Below are 20,193 nucleotides of genomic sequence, written 5' to 3' on the forward strand. Positions count from 1 at the left end.
ACGTCCTGTTCATCGGGTCCGTTCGTACCGTCGGTGCAACGGTAGACCACTAGGGTGAGGGAGACCGTTCGACGGAGAGAGGTCCGAAATTGATCAAGGTGATGGACGGCGTGCGCGTCCTCGAGGTCGCACAGTTCACGTTCGTTCCGGCGGCCGGCGCCATCCTCGCCGACTGGGGCGCCGACGTGATCAAGGTGGAGCATCCGGTGCGCGGCGACACCCAGCGCGGGTTCATCAACATGGGCGGCATCCAACTGGACCCCAACCGCCACCCGCTGATCGAGCACCCGAACCGAGGCAAGCGCAGCGTCGGCATCGACGTCTCCACACGGGGCGGCCAGGAGGTGCTCTACGAGATCGCCAAGACTTCCGACGTGTTCCTGACCAATTACATGCCCGCGCAGCGCCAGAAGAACAAGTTCGACATCGAGCACATCCGCGCCGCCAACCCGAACATCATCTACGCCCGCGGCAGCGCCTACGGCGACAAGGGAGCCGAACGCGACACCGGCGGCTTCGACGGCACCGCCTTCTGGACCCGCAGCGGCGTCGGGCACGCACTGACGCCCGAAGGTATCGGAGGCGCACTGTCGCAGGGCATTCCGGCGTTCGGCGACTCGATCGGCGGGATGAACATCGCCGGCGGCATCTCCGCGGCGCTGTTCCACCGCGAGCGCACCGGTGAGGCCGTGGAACTGGACGTGTCGCTGCTGAGCACCGCCTGGTGGGCCGCCGGCGCCAGCGTCACCCAGGGCATGGAGACCGGCGAGACCATGCGCTCGCAGATGCCGGATTCCGTGGGGCCGACGGTCAACCCGTTCCTCGGCAACTACCTGACCTCCGACGGCGGCACCATCAACCTGTGCATCGTGAGCCCGACCGGATACATCCGCGACGCGTTCGAGCACCTCGGGCTGCCCGAACTGGCCGACGACCCCCGGTTCAGCGATGTCCTGCCGTTGATCGAGAATGCCGCTGCGGCAGTCGAATACATTGCCGACTCGATTCGCAGCAAGCCGTTCGACTACTGGCGGACACACCTGAAGACGATGAGGGGGCAGTGGGCGCCGTTCCAGAGCCTGGTCGACCTCGGCGCCGACGAGCAGGCACTGGCCAACGACATGGTCGTCGAGGTCGAGGCCAACGACGGCGGCGCCCCGTTCAAGGTCGTCCGCGGCCCGGTGCAGTTCAACCACGAACCGCTGGAGACCACGCGCGCCCCGCAGGCGTCGGAGCACACCGAACTGGTGCTGATGGACATCGGCATGGACTGGGACCGCATCGACGCCCTCAAGGCTGCCGGCGCCATCGCCTGACCACCTGGCGATTTCGGCGTGTTTCGGCGCGCTCACCGCAACGAGACACGCCGAAATCGCAAAGATTGGAGACGACTCGATGACCGCACTGGAGGACCGCCTCGACATCGCCGATGTCCTGGTGCGCTATGCGACCGGCATCGACCGGCGTGACTGGCCGCTGTTCCGCACGGTGTTCACCGATGACTGCGTCCTCGATTACGGCGAGATCGGCAGCTGGGACGGGATCGACGCCGTCGCCGACTTCATGGAGCAGACGCACGCGATGGCAGGCCACACGCTGCACCGGATGAGCAATAAGGCGATCGCCGTAGACGGTGACACGGCGTCGGCGCGCAGCTATGTGGATGCGCTGATCATGTCGGCCGACAACACTTCCGGGGTGAACGCCGTCGGCTTCTACGACGACGACCTCACCCGCACCGCCGAGGGCTGGCGCATCGCGCGGCGCCGGTTCACCGTCGTGCGGGTGGTTCCCGTCGGAGGCGGGTCGTGAGCTTCGCCGACCGTTACGGACCGTGGGCGCTGGTGGCCGGTGCATCCGACGGCGTCGGCGCCGCGTTCGCCGAAGGGCTCGCGCAGCGTGGCGTCAATGTCGTCCTGCTGGCGCGGCGGGCGGCGGTGCTCGACAAGGTGGCGGAGCGGATCATTAGCGAGACCGATGTCCAGACCCGCACTCTCGCAATCGATCTCACCGACGCCGGGGCGGCGGAGGCCGTCGCCGACGCCACCGCCGACCTGGACGTCGGATTCCTGGTGCACTGCGCAGGAGCGGATCCGAACTTCGAACCGTTCCTCGCCAACCCGGTGTCGGCGGCCGAGGCGATGGTGCAGCGCAACTGCATGGTGCCGATGCAGTTGTGCCACCACTTCGCGCCGGCGATGGTGCAGCGCGGGCGCGGGGGCATCGTGATCTTCGGCTCGGGCGCCGGGCTCGCGGGCGCCCCCAACATGGTCGCCTACGCCGCCAGCAAGGCGTTCGACATGGTGTTCGCCGAGGCGCTGTGGACGGAGTTGCACGACAGCGGCGTCGACGTGCTGGGGCTGATCCTCGGCAAGACGGACACGCCGGCACTGAGAAAGCTCGAGCGCGAACGCGGCTCGACGATCACGGCCGACGAACCGCTGCCCGATGCCGCGACCGTCGAGGACGTCATCTCCGAGGCGTTCGACAACCTGACCAACGGGCCGACCTGGATGGTGGGGGAGATGATGCGTGCGGGTGCGCAGATGCTCGGGTCGATGAACCGCAACGAAGCCGTCCGGATCATGGTGCAGGCCAGTTCAGGTGCGGTGGGCGGTCACTGACCGGTCGGAGCGGAGGCGACCAGCAGGCCCCGCTGGTGCCGGGGGCTCAGCGCGGCCAACCGGATGTCGCCGCCGTAGTGCTCGATGACCCGCCAGTCCATCACCCGGCGCCACAGGGGCGGCACCATGGCGAGGACGAGCATGGTGGCGTATCCACCGGGCAGCTGCGGCGCCTCGTCGGCATGGCGCAGCGCCTGGTAGCGACGCAGCGGATGCGCGTGGTGGTCCGAGTGGCGCTGCAGGTGGAACAGGAACACGTTGGCCACCACGGTGTTGCTGTTCCAGCTGTGCGCGGCGCGCACCCGTTCGTACCGCCCGTCGGGGAGCTTCTGCCGGCGCAACCCGTAGTGCTCGAGGTAGTTCACCGCCTCGAGTAGGCAGAATCCGATCACCGCCTGACCGATCAGCCACGGCAGCACGGTGATTCCGAACCAGACGATCAGCACCACGAACAGCGCCGCACTCATCAACCAGGCGTTGAGGACGTCGTTGCGCAGCGTCCAGCGTGACCGGCCGAGGCGCTCGAACCGGGCGCTCTCGATCCGCCACGCCGAGCGCAGACTGCCCAGCACCGAACGGGGAATGAACGCGTACAGGCTTTCTCCGAAGCGGGCGCTCGCCGGGTCCTCCGCGGTGGCGACCCGGGCGTGGTGGCCGCGGTTGTGCTCGATGTAGAAGTGGCCGTACCAGGTCTGCGCCAGCGCCACCTTGCTCAGCCGCTTCTCCGCGGGTGCACGTTTGTGCCCGAGCTCGTGGGCGGTGTTGATCGCAATGCCGCCGATGATGCCGACGGTCACCATCAGGCCGACCTTGTCGGCGAACGACATCGTCAGCCACCCACCGCCGGCCCAGAACCAGCATGCGAGCAGAAGCGACCCGTACTGATTGGGCAGATACAAATACGTCGCCCAGCGGTAGAGCCGGTCGTGCTCCAACCAGGCCAGCGCGCTGTCGGGCGGATTCTCGGCGTCCTCGCCCACCGCCCAGTCGAGGACGGGCACGGCGACGAACGCGAGCACCGCGGTGAACCACCAGAACAGGCCGTTGCCCGTGAGGTACACGGCCAGCCACGACGCGGCGACGTTGGCGGGTACGACCGCTCCCAGCAGCCAGAGGTAGCGCTTCGGGTCGTGCCATCGCGGAATGGGGATCTCGCCACGCTCGGTGTGCACGGTGCGAGGGCGACTCAACGACACAGTGGATCCCATGGGGTACCTATCTACCTTGCTGTTACCAACTCTGCAAATGTGGTAACACGCTCGTAACATAACACTGATTACAGTCGCGCGGGGCCGGCCAGTGATCGGCGCGTGTGAGAGGAGAGCATCAGTGGGTTCGGCGTTCTGCCCGGAATGCGGCTACCGGTACGAGGAAAACGCAGGCCATGACCGGGAAGGATTTCCGCCAGGGACACCGTGGAGCGCTGTGCCGCCGGACTGGAACTGTCCGGACTGCGGCGTGCGGGACAAGTCCGACTTCGTCTTCAGGGTGTAAACCACACATGGGATTGCATTTGTAGTTAAGTATTGTAGATTCGCTCTAGTCCGAATCGACGAATGATCGGAGAGCCGGGGATGACGGTGCTTTCGCGACGACGCTTCCTCCAGGCCGGTGCGGCCGCGGTCGCGGCGAGCGCGGGGGCCGGCAGCGCCGCGGTGTGGCTCGAGTCGGGTGCCCGCCCGTCGCGCATCCGCAGCCACTACCCGGCCATCGTCGTGGGCAGCGGTTATGGCGGCGGGGTGTCGGCGCTGCGCCTCGGGCAGGCGGGAGTGCAGACGCTCATCCTGGAGATGGGACGGCTCTGGGATGCCGCCGACGACGACGGCAAGCGGTTCTCCAGGATGCTGCCCGCCGACACCCGGGCGGGCTGGTTCACCAAAACCCCGCCCAGCCTGGTGCCGTCCTTCCAGGGCATCTCGATGGAGATGGTGGCCCAGCGCACGCCGTCGGCCCAGCCGGTACAGGCCGGCATCTGCGACAAGTCGGTGCACGGCGCCCACAACGTCTTCCGGGGAATCGGCGTCGGAGGCGGATCGATGGTCAACGCGGCGATCGCGGCGATCCCCACCCCGGCGCAGGTGCGGGAGGTGTTCCCCGACATCGATCCCGCCCAGTTCCTCGGCACCTACATCGAGCGGGCCAAGTCCACGCTGCGCATCAACTACCGGGACATGGACTGGTTCGAGCGCACGCCGTACTACCAGTACGCCCGGGTGGGTCGCCAGTACGCGGCGGCCGCGGGCTACCCCGTCGACTACAACGGCAGCGCCTACTCCTTCGACTACATGAAAGATGAAGAGGCGGGCCGGGTTCCGCGGTCCGCGCTGGACTTCGAGCAGCAGTTCGGCAACAACCACGGGCGGTTCGGCAGCGTCGATCAGACCTACATCGCCGCGGCACTGGCCACCGGGAACGTCAGCCTCCGCCCCCTCACCGAGGTCACCGACATCCGGCGGGAGCGCAGCGGAGAGTACGTCGTGTCGGTGCGCGAGATCGACCGCTGGGGCACCGAGGTGGCCCGCGAGGAGATCGGCTGCGACCAGCTACATCTCAATGCGGGTGTGCTGGGCACGACGAAGCTGCTGCTCAAGGCCCGCGACACGGGCACGCTGCCGAACCTGAGTTCGGAGATCGGCGGCGGCTACGGCAACAACGGCGACATGATGGTCGCGCACATGCTCAGCGACAGCACACCGGCAGGAACCCAGCAGTCGATCATGGGCATGATCAACCTCGACGGCCGCGACGATCCGGACAACCCGGTGTACGCCAGCATGTTCTCCGTTCCCCTACCGGTCGAGACGTATGCGCTGGGCTACTACGTGATGGTCAAGACCGGCGACCGCGCCGCGATCACATACGACAAGAGCTCCGACTCGATCGACATCCTGTGGCCACAGGGCCATACCGAGCACCTGACCGCCCGCACCCGCGCGGTGTTCGACCGGATCACCCAGGCCAACGGTGTCGAGTACCGCGACGACATCTTCGACGGGGAAGTGTTCGCGCCCAACACCGTCCACCCGCTGGGCGGTTGTGTCCGCGGCCGCGCCACCGACGGCTACGGCCGGGTGAACGGATACGACAACCTGTACGTCAACGACGCGTCGCTGCTGCCCGGACACCTCGGGTGCAATCCGTTCATGTCCATCACCGCACTCGCCGAGCGCAACATCGAGGGTGTGCTGCAGGGACGCAGGTGAACAGGGCCGCCGGACGACGAAAGCCGCGGAGCCAGGTGGCTCCGCGGCCTTCGGGTCGACGAGAGAATCGCACCGCCGGTGACCGGGGGGGCGATCGGATCGGTCAGTCGCCGCTACGCGGCGGCGGGATGACTCTGGTGATGCCGGCGCTTCAGCAGGAACGACAGCCAGCGGACGTCAATCAACATGGTCTTCTCGACTTTCTCTAGGCGGTCTTGGTCAGCAGCGGCAGCAACCGGCGGCGAGCCAGGATGCCCTCGCGGAAGTGATGCATGGCTTCGGGCACCGAGCCGACGATCGGGAAGTCGGACTCCGGGCCGGTGGCCCGCAGCGCCTGCAGCACCGGGGGGCTGGCGATCAGTGCCCACTCCACACCGGTGCGGTAGCAGTCGTCATCCAGATCGAACAGCAACTCGACCGCCTGCATGGAGAAGGAGGTCACGCTGCTCATGTCGATCACGAGCGGCTTCTCGGCCAGGATGTTGCGCTTGGCGTAGGCGCGGACGCAGTTCGCGTTGCGGGTGTCGATGTCTCCGCTGACCGTCACCACGGTGGCCAGCTGACGGCAGCATGCCCGCATCCGCACCCCGTCGCAGTCGGTCGCCGGGTTGCCGTACCGAAAGGCAACACCGGGGGTTGAGTCGACGCTTCTCAGTGCCATGACCTGCCTCCCTCCGTTGGTTCGCTGTAGCGACGTTTCGCTTGTTGCCGCTCCGAACATGACCCCAAAGCTAAGCGGCCAATCTAAGGCGGCTGGGTAGTGACCGCTAAGCCTTTGGTAAGAACCCAATTTCGGCAGGTCTCAACGGCTTTTGTTACCCACGGGTTTCACATGGAGGTCTTAGGATCCGGCCGCATATCCTTAACGTTGCGTGGGTACCGGGCCGTTTCGCCGAATACTCGACAGGTGTTCGCTCAGCGATCCCTGGTCTGGCCGCCGGAGTAGTTCTCCCACGGGTTGTAGTCGGCGAGCAGCTCTTCCTGCGGTGGCCGCTGATCCTGTGGCACGTGCTGCAGGTTGATCCGGATCCGGTACCAGATCGAGCTCGGTCCCCGCATGCCGTCCACCAGCACGTCGGCCGGCGCCAGGCGCTCGGCGGCCGCAGGGTGCCGACCGCGCCAGGTGTCCAGCGCCGCCATCGCCGCGTCCTTGGTCCTGGTTCGGGCGATCTCGATCAACGGCATCGTCGACTGGCGTCGTCCGGTTCCCGCATTCGATCCGCGGGCGGCCCCCCGCGGCGCCTTCTCGGCCGGCCCCAGCCGGTCGGCCAGGTCGAGCAGCCCGTCCAGGGCGCCCGGGTGGTCGTCCATGCCCTCCCACGGGTCGCCGAGTTCGGCGAACCGGGCAGGCACGGTCGCCACGGTGAACGCCTCCGGTCGGCATCCGGCGACCTCGTCCCACCGCAGCGGCGTGGACACCCGGGCGTCGGGGAGTGCGCGCACCGAGTACGCCGAGGCCACGGTGCGGTCGAACGCGTTCTGGTTGAAGTCCACGAAGACGCCTTCGCGCTCCTCCTTCCACCACCGTGCGGTGGCGAGCTCGGGCGCTCGCCGCTCCACCTCGCGGGCGACCGCCTGCGCGGCGAGCCGGACGAACTTGAACGGCCAGCGGCGGTGGATGCGCGCGTAGATGTGGAAACCGCGCGAGCCGGACGTCTTGGGCCACGCCGTGAGGCCGTGATCCTCGAGCACCTCGCGGGCAACCTGGGCGACGGCGACGATCTGGCGCCAGTCGACGCCGGGCATCGGATCCAGGTCGACGCGCAGCTCGTCGGGATGGGAGAGGTCGTCGGCGCGCGTCGGATGCGGGTTGAGATCGACGCAGCCCATGTTCACCGCCCACGCCAACCCGGCGGCGTCCCGGATCACCGCTTCCTCCGCCGAGGTGCCCGACGCGTAGCGGAGCTCGGCGACATCGACGAAATCCGGACGGTTCTTCGGGGCGCGCTTCTGGAAGACCGCCTCCTCGGTGATGCCCTTGACGAACCGCTTCAGGATCATCGGCCGGCCGTCGACCCCGCGCAGCGCGCCGTCGGCGACCGCGAGGTAGTAGTGGATCAGGTCGAGCTTGGTGACCGCCGGACGCCCCTCGAACGCCTCGAAGACGACCTTGTCCGGATGGGTCACTTGGACCTGCAGACCGGCCACTTCGAGCGACTGACCCTTCGACGCCGATCCGGCCATGCCAGCCATGGTAGGGACTGGCGATACCGCCCTCCGGTGCGACATGGAACACATATGGTGTGGGCATGCCGAAGCTGACTGAATTCCCGTTGCAGGCTGCCGCGAAGGCCAAGCAGTATCTCGACCGGGGCTCGGCCGAACTGCACTACGCGCGCAAGATGTTCGAGGCCGGCGCATTCAAGCTCGAGCCGCCGCAGAACGTCGCCGCCATGGTGGCCGACATCCGCCGCTGGGGCGAGTTCGGCATGATCCCCGCCCTCAATGCGCGACGCACGCCGCACAAAGCGGCCGTGATCGACGACGACGGCGAGATGACATTCGGCGAACTCGACGCCGCGGCGCACGCGGTCGCCAACGCCCTACTCGCGAAGGGCGTCAAGGGCGGAGACGGAGTGGCGATCCTGGCCCGCAACCACCGCTGGTTCCTCGTCGCGGTGTACGCCGCAGCCCGCACCGGTGCCCGCATCATCCTGCTCAACAGCGAGTTCTCCGGCCCTCAGGTCAAGGAGGTGTCAGAACGCGAGGGCGCCAAGATCATCATCCACGACGACGAGTACACCAAGGCGATGGCGCAGGCCGAGCCCGAACTCGGGTTCCTGCGGGCGCTCGGCACCAACCCCGACACCGACGAACCGTCCGAGAGTTCCGCGGAGACCCTGGCCGAGATCGTCGAGCGCAGCAACAGCAATCCCGCCCCGAAGGCGTCGAAGCACTCGTCGATCATCATTCTCACCAGCGGCACCACCGGTACCCCCAAGGGCGCCAACCGCAGCACCCCACCGTCGCTCGCCCCCATCGGCGGTGTGCTGTCACACGTGCCGTTCAAGGCCGGCGAGATCACGTCGCTGCCGGCTCCGATGTTCCACGCGCTCGGCTTCCTGCACGCGACGATCGCGATGATGCTGGGCTCGACGCTGGTGCTGCGGCGCCGGTTCAAGCCGGCGACCGTGCTGGCCGACCTGGAGAAGCACGGGGTGACGGCGATGGTCGTCGTCCCGGTGATGCTGTCGCGGATCCTCGATCAGCTGGAGAAGACCGACCCCAAGCCCGATCTGTCGAAGCTGCGCATCGTGTTCGTGTCCGGTTCGCAGCTGGGCGCCGAACTGGCGACGCGTGCGATGAAGGACATCGGGCCCGTCGTCTACAACCTCTACGGGTCCACCGAGATCGCGTTCGCGTCCATCGCCCGCCCGCAGGATCTGCAGAAGAACCCCGCCACGGTCGGACCCGTCGTCAAGGGCGTCAGGGTCAAGCTCTTCGACGAGAACGGCAAGGAGGTGGCCAAGGGCGAGGTCGGTCGCATCTTCGTCGGCAACACCTTCCCGTTCGAGGGTTACACCGGCGGCGGCCACAAGCAGATCATCGACGGCCTGATGTCCTCCGGCGATGTCGGTTACTTCGACGAGCACGGACTGCTCTACGTCAGCGGTCGCGACGACGAGATGATCGTGTCGGGCGGTGAGAACGTGTTCCCCGCCGAAGTCGAAGACCTCATCAGCGGCCATCCCGAGGTCGTCGAGGCCACCGCGCTCGGGGTCGAGGACAAGGAGTGGGGGCACCGGCTGCGGGCCTTCGTCGTCAAGACCGACGGCGCCAGCGTCGACGAGGAAGCCATCAAGACCTACGTCAAGGAGAACCTCGCCCGCTACAAGGTGCCGCGCGAGGTGATCTTCCTCGACGAGCTGCCCCGCAACCCCACCGGGAAGATCCTCAAGAGGGAGCTCCGCGAGATCACCGTCGGCGGAGACGACGAATAGAGGCGCGTGGAGAGCTGACGGAATAGTCCGGGGGCCGAGGCCGTCGTAACTCACCGTGCACATCGATCTCGGCGGTAAGACAGCCCTCGTCACCGGTTCCACCCAGGGCATCGGGCTGGCGATCGCCCGCAGCCTCTCCGCGGCCGGCGCCCGCGTCGCGGTGAACGGCCGCAGCCGCGACCGGGTGGACGAGGCGGTGGCCGCAATCGACGGCGAGGCTTTCGGCATCGCGGCCGACGTCAGCACCGACGAGGGGGTCGCCGCGCTGCTGCGCGAACTGCCCGCGGTCGACATCCTGGTCAACAATCTCGGCATCTTCGGGGCGGTGCCGGCCCGGGAGATCACCGACGACCAGTGGCGCACCTACTTCGAGGTGAATGTCCTCGCCGCGGTGCGGCTCATCCGCAGCTATCTGCCCGGGATGACCGACCGCGGATGGGGCCGGGCGATCCAGATCGCCAGCGACTCGGCCATCGTCATCCCCGAGGAGATGATCCACTACGGGGTCTCGAAGACGGCGCTGCTGGCGGTGTCGCGGGGCTTCGCCAAGGACGCCGCGGGCACCGGCGTCACGGTCAACTCGGTGATCGCCGGGCCCACCCATACCGCGGGTGTCGAGAAATTCGTCTACGAGTTGGTGGACGCCTCGCTGCCGTGGGACGAGGCGCAGCGCGAATTCATGCGCCTGCACCGGCCACAGTCATTGCTGCAGCGCCTGATCGAACCCGAGGAGATCGCGAATCTGGTGACGTACCTGGCGTCCCCGCTGGCGTCGGCGACCACCGGCGCGGCCGTGCGGGTCGACGGCGGTTACGTCGACTCGATCCTGCCCTGACCCTGTCGCAGGCGCCGAGGTGATCCGGGCCGCGGTCGTGCGCTGAGCGCAACGACGAGCAGCAGGGCCGCCAGGGTCAGCGCGGCCGGCATCACGCCGAGTCCGGCCATGCCCCAACGATCCACGCCCCAGCCGCCCGCGACCGCTCCCACGGCGATGCCGAGATTGGCCGTCGAGATGTTCAGCGTAAGTGCGAATGCCGGCGCCTCGGCACCCGCCATCGTCACCCGCACCTGGCTGAGCGTGACACCCGCCGTGTGCAGCACACCCCAGATGAGCAGCGGAACGACGGACGCCAGTACCGAACCCCCCGTCCATGCCGCGACGTTGACGGCGATGGCGAGCACTGCGGCCGTGACCACGGTGGCCGCCAGCGGCCGCCGGTCCGCGACACGTTCCGCCACTGAATTACCCGCGACGCCAACGGCGCCGAACAGCAGCAGTGCCAGCGCGAGGCGGTTCAGGTCCAGCCCCATGACGTCCTCGAACCAGGCGCCGAGATACGTGTAGGCCGAGAACATGGCGGCGAAGATCGCCACCGACAGCGCGAGGTGACCGAGGAACAGGGGGCGGCGCAGCAGGGCGAGTTGATCTGCGAGACCAGCCGGGGGCGCGTCGTGCGTCCGCCGGCTGCGTGGAAAGAGCAGGGCCATGGCGAGGGCCACCGGCAACGGGGCGACAGCCAGCACGACGAACGACAGACGCCAGTTGCCGCCCTGCGCCAGCGCGATGCCCGCGGGCAATGCGAGCAGCACGCCGAGCACGAAGCCGAGATTGGCCTTGGCGAGGGCGCGGCCACGCGACGCCGCGGGCGCCATTCGGAGGACTTCAGCGGTTCCCAAACCCACGAACGGCGGAAGCAACGCCCCCTGAACGGCCCGCGCAAGCAGCATCGGCGTGATGTCGGTTGCCAGCGCGACGACGCCGTTGCCCGCCGCGTACACAACGAGCACCGCGGCGAGCAGAGCCCGCGGCGGTACTCGGCCCACGACGAGCGTGACGGCCGGTCCCGCCGCCGCCGCGGCGATCGCGAAGACCGCAGTCAGCCGGCCGGCGATCGAGAGCGGCACGCCGAGGTCCGTGGCGATCGACGGCAACAGGCCGACGACGATGAACTCGGTCGCCACCACCAATGCGATCGCGGGTGCGAGCAGGACGAAAATCCGACGCAGGACCTGGTCGGCATCTGCGTCAGGAGACGTCACGCGTTGGCTCCACCGTCCACGGTCAGCCCGGCTCCGTTGATCGAGCCACCCTCCGGCCCGGCCACGAACGCGACGAGGGCGGCGACGTCCGCCGGCTTGCCGTACTGCGGAATCGCCATCCGTGCGAGCTGCGCCTCGGCCTGCGGTCCGTCCGCCGGGTTCATGTCGGTGTCGGTGGAGCCGGGATGCACGACGTTGACGGTGATTCGGCGCGGTCCGAGGTCGCGGGCCAGGCCCTGCGTCCAGCCGATCAGCGCAGCCTTGCTCGCCGAGTAGAGGCTTGCCCCGGCCTCGGGTACGCGGCTTGCCAGATTGCTGCCCGTCGAGATGATGCGCCCCCCGGCCGGCAGGTGGCGCAGAGCCGCCTGTGACGCCAAGATCACGGCCCGGACGTTGACGTTCAATGTCGCGTCGACGTCGTCGAGTGTCATCTCCTCGACGGGGCCGCCGCGATAGATGCCCGCGTTGTTGACCAGGATGTCGAGGCCGCCGAGCGCCCCGGCTGCCTCGTCGACGGCGCGCGAGATCGAGGCCGGATCTTCAGCGGCCATCTGCACTGCGACGGCATGTCCGCCCGCGGTGGTGATCTCGTCGGCGACCGCGTGCGCGGCGTCCGCTGACCGTTCGTACCCCACCGCGACGGCGGCGCCGTCGCTCGCCAGCCTTCTCGCGATCGCTGCGCCGATTCCCCGGCTTCCGCCCGTCACGAATGCCCGTTTCCCGTCGAGTGCCGCCATAGCCCGCTCCATTTCTGTAGTGATCGCTGCAAATTTAGGCAGGCGGCTGGCGTGGCGTCAAGACATTTCTGTAGTATTCGTTGCAGAAAATATTTGGAGGCAAGATCGCTGTGGCGGCACGTGGCAGGCCGAGGGGGTTCGATCGGACCCGCGCGCTGGAGCGGGCGATGGAGTTGTTCTGGGACAGAGGGTTCGAAGGCACCTCGATCGCCGATCTCACCTCGGCGATGGGGATTGGTTCGACCAGTCTCTACGCCGCCTTCGGCGCCAAGGACGACCTGTTCCGTGAGGCGGTGAGCCACTACACGCAGAACGTGGGCGGTGAGATCTGGTCCGCGGTCACCGACGCCGATACCGCGTTCGGCGCCGTGGAAGGCTTCCTCATGGCGACCGCCAGTTCGTTCACCCGCGGCGATTGCCCGGCCGGCTGCCTCGTGGTCCTGTCGGCGCTGCACGCCAACGGTGCGACTGATGCCGTACGTGCCGACCTCACCGAAATGCGCGAACAGAACACCGTCGACCTGGCTGCCCGGCTCACCGAGGGCGTCGAGAACGGCGAGATCCCGGCGAGCGCCGACGTATCGGCCATCGCCCGGTTCTATGTCACCGTCCAGCAGGGCATGTCCATCCAGGCCAGGGACGGGGCGGACCGGGTGACGCTGGAAGCCATTGCACGCTCGGCACTCTCGGCCTGGGACACACTGATCTCGGCGGGCAGCTGAGCGTCACGCGACGGCCTGCGCGCCCATGATGGCCGCGCCGGGTATCGCCAGCGCCACCAGCATCAGCGCGAGCAGGAACCATCCGGCGCCCTGCCAGGCCGGCCACGCGCCACGCGCCTTCCACACCCGGTAGGTCTTCACGAACGCGCCGATGCCGCCCACCAGCAGGATTGCCGGCACCGTCGAGGCCACCACCAGCGACTCGCGCGCCGCAAGCGCGTAGACCGCGAACGCGATGCCCGCCACCACGACCACCACGGCGGTGTAGGTGATCGCCGCCCGGAAGGTCGGCGGGTCGTCCCACCGCTTCTCCACATCGTTGGTCATGGACATCGACTACCCGGACCGATCGCCTCGAACCGTCTCGCGGGGCAGGCTGGAGACATGACGGCGCTCGAGGACAGGATCCGCGCGGCGCTCGTGGCGTTCGCCGTCGGGGACGCCACGGGTGTGCCCTGGGAGGGTTACCGGCCGGCGGCCATCGACCCCGGCGCCGTGGCGGAGGTGCCGCGTCGCGCGGGGTGGCCACCGGGCGCCACGTCCGACGACACGGCACTGATGCTGCTGGTGGTCGACTACCTCGCCGACCGCGGCGTCCACGTGGACGAGCGTGACTTCCTGACCCGCCTCGCCGGCGCGGTGCCCGGCATCCGAGGGATCGGTCCGAGCACCCACGCCGCCGTCGAACGGTTCGGTGCCACCGGGGGTCTGCGTGCGCGCACCGGCGACACGAACGGCGCAGCCATGCGGGCGTTGCCGATCGGCTGGGGCATCCCGACGGCGGCGGCCGGACTGCGGCGCCGCGTCGTGACGCGTCTGTCCCGCACCACCCATGGCGCCGCAGGGGCCGTCGGCGCCGCCTGCGTGGTGACGGCGATGGCCGCGACGGCCGTCGAAGCGGCCGCCATCGACGCCGTCCTCGAGGCGGCCTCCGCCGAGATCCATTATCTGAAAGGCCGATTCGCCGGGTCGGACACCGTATGGGCGCCGTTGTCGGACGCCGTCGCCGGTGACTGGCGGACGGGCGGCGACGGAGTGTCGCTGGACGGGATCGAGACGGCGGCCGCGGTCATCACGGTGGTCCGGCGCACCGGACAGCGGCGATGGGGCCTGGCGGACGCGGTGCGCGAAGCCGTCATGCTCGGCGGTGACACCGACACCGTCGCGGCGCTTGCCTGCGGAATCCTCGGCGGGCTCGGCGGCATCGACACGGACATCCCATGGCGGCCGAGGCTGGCACTGCCGGAGCCCGGTCGGCTGGATCGAAGCGCTGCGGCGCTCGCGGCGCTTCGCGCGGCCCTCGCCTGACGCCGCGGGCGTCGCGTTTGTCCGGCCGCGAATTTTCTCCAACCGAGGTTTGTGGCCGCCCGGCCCGGGTATCGCCGCCCCTACGTCGGGGTCAAGCAGCTCGCCCGTTCGGCGATGTGGTCACTCAATACTCTCAATCCTCCTTGGAGCACTTATGTTTCGGCATACCGATTACATGCAGTTCGACGTCAAGCCCGAGAAGCCCGACCCCGTCTACGCCCGCAAACTCCAGGAACTGCTCGGCGGCGCGTTCGGCGAGATGACGGTGACGATGCAGTACCTGATGCAGGGCTGGAACTGCCGCATGAAAGGCAAGTACAAAGACCTGATCATGGACATCGCGACCGAGGAGATCGGTCACGTCGAGATGATCGCGACCATGGTGGCCCGGCTGCTCGAGGGCGCGCCGGCAACCGATTCGACGAAGAACGCGCTCGGCGACCCGGTGGTCGCCGCGGTGATGGGCGGGATGGATCCGCAGCAGGCGATCATCTCCGGTGGTGCGCCGACACTTTCGGACAGCCAGGGCTCGCCCTGGAACGGAAAGTACGTCGTCGCGTCGGGCAACCTGCTGGCCGATTTCTACGCCAACGTCGCGGCCGAGGCGCAGGGCCGGGTGCAGACCGCGCGGCTCTGGCACATGACCGACGATCCGGGCGTCAAGTCGATGCTCAAGTTCAACCTCGCCCGCGACACGCTGCACCAGAACATGTGGCTGGCGGCGATCGAGGAGCTGCAGGCCGACGGACTGGAGGGCGTGGTGGCGCCGAACGACCTGTTCGACGAGGAGTTCGAGGAGCATGCCAGCACGATCTGGCACCTGTCCGACGGCGCCGACTCGGACAAGGGCCGGTGGGCGAGCGGGCCGGCTCCCGACGGGCGGCACACCTTCAAGTTCCTCGCCGACCCGCAGCCGCTCGGCGATCGCCAGTCGGGCCCGCCGCCGGACCCGAAGCTCTACTGCACCTACGACGGTGGGATGGGCGAACCGCGGACCCCGGCGTTCGGCACGGAGAAGGGCCTCGTCGGCAAGCTCAAGGACGCGGTCGACCCCGACAAGACGTGAGGACCGACAGCTGATCGGCAGGCCGGCGACACCGCCGGCCTGCCGTCACGGCTTCGAAAGAAAGGAGTCGAGATGACACACACGATCGCGACCCAGTCGACGGCCGAACTCGGCGGCCGGGCCAGCGTGCTGGTACGCCAGAAGCGCGACCACGTCGAGCTCGACCGGCTGCTGCACGCCATCGACGGCGCGACGGGCGCCCGGCGCCAGGACTTGCTGAACGAGGTGGCCCGCCTGGTCTTTCCGCACGCGTTCGCCGAGGAATCGGTGCTGTGGCCGGTGATCCGCCGCACGCTGCCCGACGGGGAGGCCGTCACACTGCGGATCGAGCAGGAACACCAGCAGATCAACGAGCTGTGGACCGAACTCGAGAAGACCGATCCCGACGACACCCGGCACCGCGACCTGTGGCGGCGGATCGAGACGCTGCTGCGGGAGGACGTCCGCGACGAGGAGGACGTCCTGTTGCCGAAGCTGCAGGCGGCTCTCGACCGGAACCGGCTGACCGCGTTGGGTGTCGCGTGGGAGGCGGTGCGGCGGATAGCGCCGACCCGCCCGCACCCGGTGGTCGCCCGCCGGCCACCGGGCAACGTCGCGGCGGCGGCTCCGCTGACCGTCCTCGACCGTGGCCGGGACCGCCTCGACCGCTGGTCGCGGCACACCGGCGGCGCGAAGTCGCAGGGACTACGGGCGGTGAGCACCGGTCTGGCGCGGCTGGCGGGCGCCATCGAGCACATCCCACCGCTCACCCGCGGCGAGCACCCGAGCACGGCGACCACGAGATCCGAAGCGGATCCGCGCGACGACGGGGTACCGAAGTCCTAGTCGGGCAGGGGAGTCGGCGGCTTCCTGCCCGTCGCGGGCTCAGTACTCGATCGCCTCGATCAGCGGGCCGGGCTCGTCCATCAGGGCCCAGAACCGGTCCCGGATCGCGACGGTCATCGGACCGGGCGCGCCGTCGCCGATCGGCTCACCGTCGAGCGAGTTGATGGGGGTGACGCCACCGGCGGTGGTGACGGCCATCAGCTCGTCGGCGTCGTAGAGTTCACGGCTTGTGACGTCGCGCAGGGTGGCCTCGATGCCCATCGCATCGGCGAGCTCGAACACCGTCTTGCGGGTGATGCCCGGCAACGCGTTTCGTGACGGCGACGCCAGCACGCCGTCCTTGACGACACAGACGTTGAAACCCGGGCCCTCGGCGACACAGCTGTCCGAGTCGAGCAGGATCGCAGTCCGTGCGCCGCGGTCCTTGGCCTCGAAGCTCGCGGCCGTCAGGTCGCCCCACTGGTAATTCTTGATCGTCGGGTCGACGGTGTTGCGGCCGGCGCGGCGGACGTGGCGCGGGACGATCGCGGTGGTTCCGAAGATCTGCTCGTGGGGCGGGAACGCCCACAGGTACGGGATCGCGTAGATGTACACCTGGTGGGTCAGCTTCGTCAGGTCCTTCTCGCCCTTGCGTTTTCCGTAACCGCGCGTGACGGTGAGGTTCACGAACGACTCACGAAGTTGCGAGAGGCTGACGCAGCGCTTGGTGATCTCGGCGAGTTCGTCCTTGGACATCCCCGGGTCGAGGCGCAGCTTGGCGGCGCCGTCGAGGAGGCGGTCCAGATGGTCACCGAGCCGGAAGATGTTGCCGTGCCACACATGTGCCACGGTGTAGGTCAGATCGGAGTGGCCGAACCCGGTGTCGAAGATCGAGATCTTCGCGTCCTCGGCGGGCATGTACTCGCCCTCGATCCACGCCACGCCGCCGGCGAACGGGCTGGACGTGTCGAGCTCGTAGTCGCTGTACTGGATCACCGAACCGGGCGGCGTGGCCTCCCGGATTGCGCCGGGTTCGACGGCGACGAGGTTGCTGGTGCCGAGAGTGCTGGTCATGATGTGTCCCTTCATGGTTGCGTCGACCCTGCGTCCACGGCGCGGACGTGCGAGTGCCCGGTGCCGTGGACGCGGAGTCAGCGGGGGTGGGTCAGATGCCGTGGGTCTTCGCGTAGGTGGCGCCGGCGGATCCGCTGCGCAGCCGCGACTTCAAGCCGGTGGCCCACCACAGGGCGGCCAGCACCACGATGCCGAGGAAGATCCACTTGTTGCTGGTGAACTGCGGGAGGAACAGCAGAGCGATCGCGACGCCGACGAACACCACCAGTGCGGTGACGTAGAGCGGCAACCGGAACCGGCCGAGATCGAAGGTGCCCGGCTCGCCCTGCGGGATGGTGCCCTTGCGGTAGCCGACCAGCAGTCCGATGGTCTGCAGGATGTAGACGAAGAAGAACAGCAGCGACGCGATGCCGATGATGTAGTTGAACGCCTTCTCGTTGACCAGCGCCGAGAGCAGCAGCACCGTCGACAGGCAGCCCAACCCGAGCACCGCGTAGGTGGGCGCCTTGCTCTTCGGCGAGACGTGCCGCCACACCTGGGAGAACGGCAGCATGTTGTCGCGGGCCATCGAATAGGTGAGCCGGGTGGCGACCAGGATGTTGGCCAAGAGACAGGCGAGGATGTTCGTCAGTGCGATGGCGACGACGATCTTGGTGACGACGGGCCCGGCCTGCTGGGTGATGATCTCCTCGATGGGCGCGGCGGCGTTGGCCTCGACCGCCGCGGCGTCCTTGATGGCCAGCACGTAGACGACGTACATCAGCAGTTCGATGACGATCGAGGTGACCAGGGCGTAGAACATCGTCCTCGGCACGACACGGCGGGCGTCCTTGGTCTCCTCGGCGACGTCGGCCCCGGACTCCACCCCGATCAGGCCGAAGAACGGGCCGAGCGCAGCGGCGAGCCACGCCAGCATGTACGAATCCTTGTCACCGGACTCGCCGCCGGTGAACAACACCGAGATCGGCTGGTGGTTCTCCGGCGCCGAGAAGGCGATGATCGCGATCAGTGCGGTGGCGCCGACGGTGATGACGAGTTCCAGGCTGACGCCGATGTTGTTGACCATCGTGGCGAACCGGACGCCGTAGATGTTGATCAGCACGCACACGAACACGACGGCGATGGCGAGCAGGATCTGGGTGCTCTGGGTCATGCTCCAACCGAACAGTCCGCCGAGATAGCCGGACAGGATGAAGCCGACGCCGGTCATGCCGCACACCCAGCCCATCAGCGCGATGAAGCCGGTGAACCAGGCAAGGTCCGGGCCGTTGATACGGCTGATCCACTGGTAGGAGTAACCGGCCAGCGGCAGTTTGGCGGTGAGGTCCGCGGCGATGAACGTCCACAGCGCGAACACCGCGCCGGCCAGCAGCAGCGTCCACACGAACGGTGCGCCCGCGGTGAAGTAGCCGGCGCCGAAGCCGGTGAACACCGCGGTGGTGGCGCTGATCGTCGCGAAGCCGATGGCGAACGAGGCCAGCGTGCCGACCGAGCGGTCGAGCTTCTGCGTGTAGCCGAGTTCGGCGAGCTTGGCGTCCTCGGCGTCCGGCGTCGGAGGTCGCTGTTCTGAATGAGTGGGTGATGTCATTGCGTCAGTCATGGTCGCTCCAGGTCAAACCGATGGGAAGAACACCTGAAGACAGAAAAGCGTCATCGGCCGGACACCGGAAGTTCGAGGTATTGATGTACTCATAACGACGGCTTATGAATGGTCGGCGTCGGGCGCCGCCTCGCCGAAGCTCCACTGCGACTGCACGTGCCTGACCAGCGCATCCGCCTGCGGTGAGAGCTTCTGCGGGTGCCACGCCAGCGCGGTGTAGCTTGGCGGCCGGTCCGTTATCGGCACGTAAACGATGCCCGGCCGGTCGTAGAACCGGGCCACCGACGAGGTGGTGAAGCTGATGCCGAGACCACGCGCGATCGACGTCGTCTCGGCCTCGTAGGTCGCCGCCACGGCGGCGATCGCCGGCGGCCGGTTGCCGCGGGCGTCCATCGCCAGCCAGTAGTCGCGCCAGGTGCCCGCCGTCAGCGGAGCGCACACGATGGGGTCGTCGAGCAGTTCGGCGATCTCGACCTCGCGGCGGTCGGCGAGCGGGTGATCCCGCGGCAGGCACGCCATCCACGACTCGGAGTCGAGCACGAGCATCCGGTGCTCCGGCAGGTCGACCGGTGGCCGGATGATCGCGACCTCGGTGCTGCCGTCGGCCAGACCTGCTGTCGGATCGGAGAAGTCGTACTCGATGGGCTCGACGCTGACCTCGGGATAGGCCGCCTCGAAATGGCGGACCACGCGGAACAGCAGGTCCGCGCCGGTGCCGATGAGATACCCGACCCGCAGCACGCCCTGCCGGGTGCCCGACAGGATGACCAGGTTGTCGACGACGGCGTCTACTCCGGAGATCGCCTGCTGCACCTGCGGCAGCCACGCCGCCCCCAGGTCGGTCAGCGCCACCTCGCGGGTGCTCCTGTTGAACAGCAGCACGCCGAACTGGTGCTCGAGCTGTTTGATCGCCGTCGACAGTGCGGGCTGCGTGATGAAGAGGCGTTCGGCGGCGCGCCGGTAGTTCAGTTCCTCGCCGAGCACGACGAAGTACCGCAGCTGCCTCAGCGTGACGTCGGCGCTCGTGGTGGCCCCTCCTCGCGAGTGTGAACTCCACGACGAGTCTGGCACCGA

20 protein-coding genes are annotated in these 20,193 nt (G+C 68.2%); 11 read left to right on the forward strand and 9 right to left on the reverse strand.

Annotation, left to right across the window (positions count from 1 at the left end; genetic code table 11):
- The first annotated feature begins 101 nt into the window (after window positions 1-101).
- The 3 genes from O6P37_RS14125 to O6P37_RS14135 all read left to right on the forward strand — a co-directional run bounded on the left by O6P37_RS14125 (window position 102) and on the right by O6P37_RS14135 (window position 2,624).
- Entirely contained in the window at window positions 102-1,316 is a 1,215-nt protein-coding gene (locus tag O6P37_RS14125) for a CaiB/BaiF CoA transferase family protein (RefSeq protein ID WP_269894768.1), read from the forward strand.
- 79 nt (window positions 1,317-1,395) lie between these two features.
- Window positions 1,396-1,812, forward strand: a complete 417-nt coding sequence (locus O6P37_RS14130) for a nuclear transport factor 2 family protein (RefSeq protein ID WP_269894662.1) — start codon at window positions 1,396-1,398, stop codon at window positions 1,810-1,812.
- Window positions 1,809-2,624, forward strand: coding sequence for an SDR family NAD(P)-dependent oxidoreductase (locus O6P37_RS14135; RefSeq protein WP_269894663.1), 816 nt, complete (start codon window positions 1,809-1,811; stop codon window positions 2,622-2,624). Before O6P37_RS14130 ends, O6P37_RS14135 begins: the two co-directional genes overlap by 4 nt.
- On the opposite strand, the gene O6P37_RS14140 is transcribed toward O6P37_RS14135, so the two are convergent.
- Window positions 2,618-3,814 carry an alkane 1-monooxygenase gene (locus O6P37_RS14140; RefSeq protein ID WP_269894664.1) on the reverse strand — a complete coding sequence of 399 codons (1,197 nt, stop codon included), beginning with the start codon at window positions 3,812-3,814 and terminating at the stop codon, window positions 2,618-2,620. The two genes, O6P37_RS14135 and O6P37_RS14140, sit on opposite strands and share 7 nt — an antisense overlap.
- A gap of 139 nt (window positions 3,815-3,953) precedes the next feature.
- On the opposite strand from O6P37_RS14140, the gene O6P37_RS14145 reads away from it, so the two are divergent.
- Window positions 3,954-4,118: a rubredoxin gene (locus tag O6P37_RS14145; protein ID WP_264014691.1), complete on the forward strand. Its 165-nt coding sequence runs from the start codon at window positions 3,954-3,956 to the stop codon at window positions 4,116-4,118.
- A 62-nt stretch (window positions 4,119-4,180) separates the two neighbouring features.
- Window positions 4,181-5,827, forward strand: a complete 1,647-nt coding sequence (locus tag O6P37_RS14150) for a GMC oxidoreductase (protein ID WP_269894665.1) — start codon at window positions 4,181-4,183, stop codon at window positions 5,825-5,827.
- 205 nt (window positions 5,828-6,032) lie between these two features.
- On the opposite strand, the gene O6P37_RS14155 is transcribed toward O6P37_RS14150, so the two are convergent.
- Together O6P37_RS14155 and O6P37_RS14160 are read right to left on the reverse strand one after the other, a co-directional pair.
- Window positions 6,033-6,488 carry an STAS domain-containing protein gene (locus O6P37_RS14155; protein WP_269894666.1) on the reverse strand — a complete coding sequence of 152 codons (456 nt, stop codon included), beginning with the start codon at window positions 6,486-6,488 and terminating at the stop codon, window positions 6,033-6,035.
- A gap of 254 nt (window positions 6,489-6,742) precedes the next feature.
- Window positions 6,743-8,011 (reverse strand): DNA polymerase domain-containing protein, encoded by a 1,269-nt coding sequence (locus O6P37_RS14160; RefSeq protein ID WP_269894667.1) that lies wholly within the window; start codon window positions 8,009-8,011, stop codon window positions 6,743-6,745.
- A 65-nt stretch (window positions 8,012-8,076) separates the two neighbouring features.
- On the opposite strand from O6P37_RS14160, the gene fadD2 reads away from it, so the two are divergent.
- Both fadD2 and O6P37_RS14170 read left to right on the forward strand, forming a co-directional pair.
- On the forward strand, window positions 8,077-9,768 hold the full coding sequence (gene fadD2 / locus O6P37_RS14165) for a long-chain-fatty-acid--CoA ligase FadD2 (RefSeq protein ID WP_269894668.1): 1,692 nt from the start codon (window positions 8,077-8,079) through the stop codon (window positions 9,766-9,768).
- Between the two features lie 55 nt (window positions 9,769-9,823).
- Window positions 9,824-10,603: an SDR family NAD(P)-dependent oxidoreductase gene (locus O6P37_RS14170; RefSeq protein ID WP_269894669.1), complete on the forward strand. Its 780-nt coding sequence runs from the start codon at window positions 9,824-9,826 to the stop codon at window positions 10,601-10,603.
- On the opposite strand, the gene O6P37_RS14175 is transcribed toward O6P37_RS14170, so the two are convergent.
- Both O6P37_RS14175 and O6P37_RS14180 read right to left on the reverse strand, forming a co-directional pair.
- Window positions 10,579-11,808, reverse strand: coding sequence for an MFS transporter (locus O6P37_RS14175; protein WP_269894670.1), 1,230 nt, complete (start codon window positions 11,806-11,808; stop codon window positions 10,579-10,581). The genes O6P37_RS14170 and O6P37_RS14175 overlap by 25 nt on opposite strands.
- The gene (locus tag O6P37_RS14180) at window positions 11,805-12,545 is read right to left on the reverse strand and encodes an SDR family NAD(P)-dependent oxidoreductase (protein ID WP_269894671.1); all 741 of its coding nucleotides are present in this window, start codon (window positions 12,543-12,545) and stop codon (window positions 11,805-11,807) included. The genes O6P37_RS14175 and O6P37_RS14180 overlap by 4 nt, the downstream gene beginning before the upstream one ends.
- Window positions 12,546-12,712: 167 nt before the next feature.
- On the opposite strand from O6P37_RS14180, the gene O6P37_RS14185 reads away from it, so the two are divergent.
- Window positions 12,713-13,267 carry a TetR/AcrR family transcriptional regulator gene (locus tag O6P37_RS14185; protein ID WP_269894672.1) on the forward strand — a complete coding sequence of 185 codons (555 nt, stop codon included), beginning with the start codon at window positions 12,713-12,715 and terminating at the stop codon, window positions 13,265-13,267.
- Window positions 13,268-13,270: 3 nt separating this feature from the next.
- On the opposite strand, the gene O6P37_RS14190 is transcribed toward O6P37_RS14185, so the two are convergent.
- On the reverse strand, window positions 13,271-13,594 hold the full coding sequence (locus tag O6P37_RS14190) for a hypothetical protein (protein ID WP_269894673.1): 324 nt from the start codon (window positions 13,592-13,594) through the stop codon (window positions 13,271-13,273).
- 57 nt (window positions 13,595-13,651) lie between these two features.
- Between O6P37_RS14190 and O6P37_RS14195 the strand changes: the two genes are divergently transcribed.
- From O6P37_RS14195 to O6P37_RS14205, 3 genes are all read left to right on the forward strand, one after another.
- The gene (locus O6P37_RS14195; RefSeq protein ID WP_269894674.1) at window positions 13,652-14,575 is read left to right on the forward strand and encodes an ADP-ribosylglycohydrolase family protein; all 924 of its coding nucleotides are present in this window, start codon (window positions 13,652-13,654) and stop codon (window positions 14,573-14,575) included.
- Between the two features lie 154 nt (window positions 14,576-14,729).
- The gene (locus O6P37_RS14200; protein ID WP_269894675.1) at window positions 14,730-15,641 is read left to right on the forward strand and encodes a manganese catalase family protein; all 912 of its coding nucleotides are present in this window, start codon (window positions 14,730-14,732) and stop codon (window positions 15,639-15,641) included.
- Between the two features lie 72 nt (window positions 15,642-15,713).
- On the forward strand, window positions 15,714-16,466 hold the full coding sequence (locus O6P37_RS14205; RefSeq protein ID WP_269894676.1) for a hemerythrin domain-containing protein: 753 nt from the start codon (window positions 15,714-15,716) through the stop codon (window positions 16,464-16,466).
- A gap of 39 nt (window positions 16,467-16,505) precedes the next feature.
- Here O6P37_RS14205 and O6P37_RS14210 read toward each other — a convergent pair whose 3' ends face one another.
- The 3 genes from O6P37_RS14210 to O6P37_RS14220 form a co-directional block, all read right to left on the reverse strand.
- Window positions 16,506-17,519 (reverse strand): aminotransferase class IV, encoded by a 1,014-nt coding sequence (locus O6P37_RS14210; protein ID WP_269894677.1) that lies wholly within the window; start codon window positions 17,517-17,519, stop codon window positions 16,506-16,508.
- A gap of 91 nt (window positions 17,520-17,610) precedes the next feature.
- Entirely contained in the window at window positions 17,611-19,119 is a 1,509-nt protein-coding gene (locus tag O6P37_RS14215) for an APC family permease (protein WP_269894678.1), read from the reverse strand.
- 102 nt (window positions 19,120-19,221) lie between these two features.
- Complete coding sequence (locus tag O6P37_RS14220; protein ID WP_269894679.1) at window positions 19,222-20,190, reverse strand: LysR family transcriptional regulator; 969 nt, start codon at window positions 20,188-20,190, stop codon at window positions 19,222-19,224.
- Between the last annotated feature and the right edge of the window lie 3 nt (window positions 20,191-20,193).

Source organism: Mycobacterium hippophais (assembly GCF_027529605.1).
Classification (GTDB): domain Bacteria; phylum Actinomycetota; class Actinomycetes; order Mycobacteriales; family Mycobacteriaceae; genus Mycobacterium; species Mycobacterium arseniciresistens.

Coding starts and splice junctions, on each gene's coding strand:
- O6P37_RS14200 (WP_269894675.1), top strand. CDS start 14,730: ATGTTTCGGCATACCGATTACATGCAGTTCGACGTCAAGCCCGAGAAG.
- O6P37_RS14185 (WP_269894672.1), top strand. CDS start 12,713: ATGGAGTTGTTCTGGGACAGAGGGTTCGAAGGCACCTCGATCGCCGAT.
- O6P37_RS14190 (WP_269894673.1), bottom strand. CDS start 13,594: ATGACCAACGATGTGGAGAAGCGGTGGGACGACCCGCCGACCTTCCGG.
- O6P37_RS14125 (WP_269894768.1), top strand. CDS start 102: ATGGACGGCGTGCGCGTCCTCGAGGTCGCACAGTTCACGTTCGTTCCG.
- O6P37_RS14205 (WP_269894676.1), top strand. CDS start 15,714: ATGACACACACGATCGCGACCCAGTCGACGGCCGAACTCGGCGGCCGG.
- O6P37_RS14130 (WP_269894662.1), top strand. CDS start 1,396: ATGACCGCACTGGAGGACCGCCTCGACATCGCCGATGTCCTGGTGCGC.
- O6P37_RS14160 (WP_269894667.1), bottom strand. CDS start 8,011: ATGGCCGGATCGGCGTCGAAGGGTCAGTCGCTCGAAGTGGCCGGTCTG.
- O6P37_RS14195 (WP_269894674.1), top strand. CDS start 13,652: ATGACGGCGCTCGAGGACAGGATCCGCGCGGCGCTCGTGGCGTTCGCC.
- O6P37_RS14215 (WP_269894678.1), bottom strand. CDS start 19,119: ATGACTGACGCAATGACATCACCCACTCATTCAGAACAGCGACCTCCG.
- O6P37_RS14155 (WP_269894666.1), bottom strand. CDS start 6,488: ATGGCACTGAGAAGCGTCGACTCAACCCCCGGTGTTGCCTTTCGGTAC.
- O6P37_RS14210 (WP_269894677.1), bottom strand. CDS start 17,519: ATGACCAGCACTCTCGGCACCAGCAACCTCGTCGCCGTCGAACCCGGC.
- O6P37_RS14180 (WP_269894671.1), bottom strand. CDS start 12,545: ATGGCGGCACTCGACGGGAAACGGGCATTCGTGACGGGCGGAAGCCGG.
- fadD2 (WP_269894668.1), top strand. CDS start 8,077: ATGCCGAAGCTGACTGAATTCCCGTTGCAGGCTGCCGCGAAGGCCAAG.
- O6P37_RS14150 (WP_269894665.1), top strand. CDS start 4,181: ATGATCGGAGAGCCGGGGATGACGGTGCTTTCGCGACGACGCTTCCTC.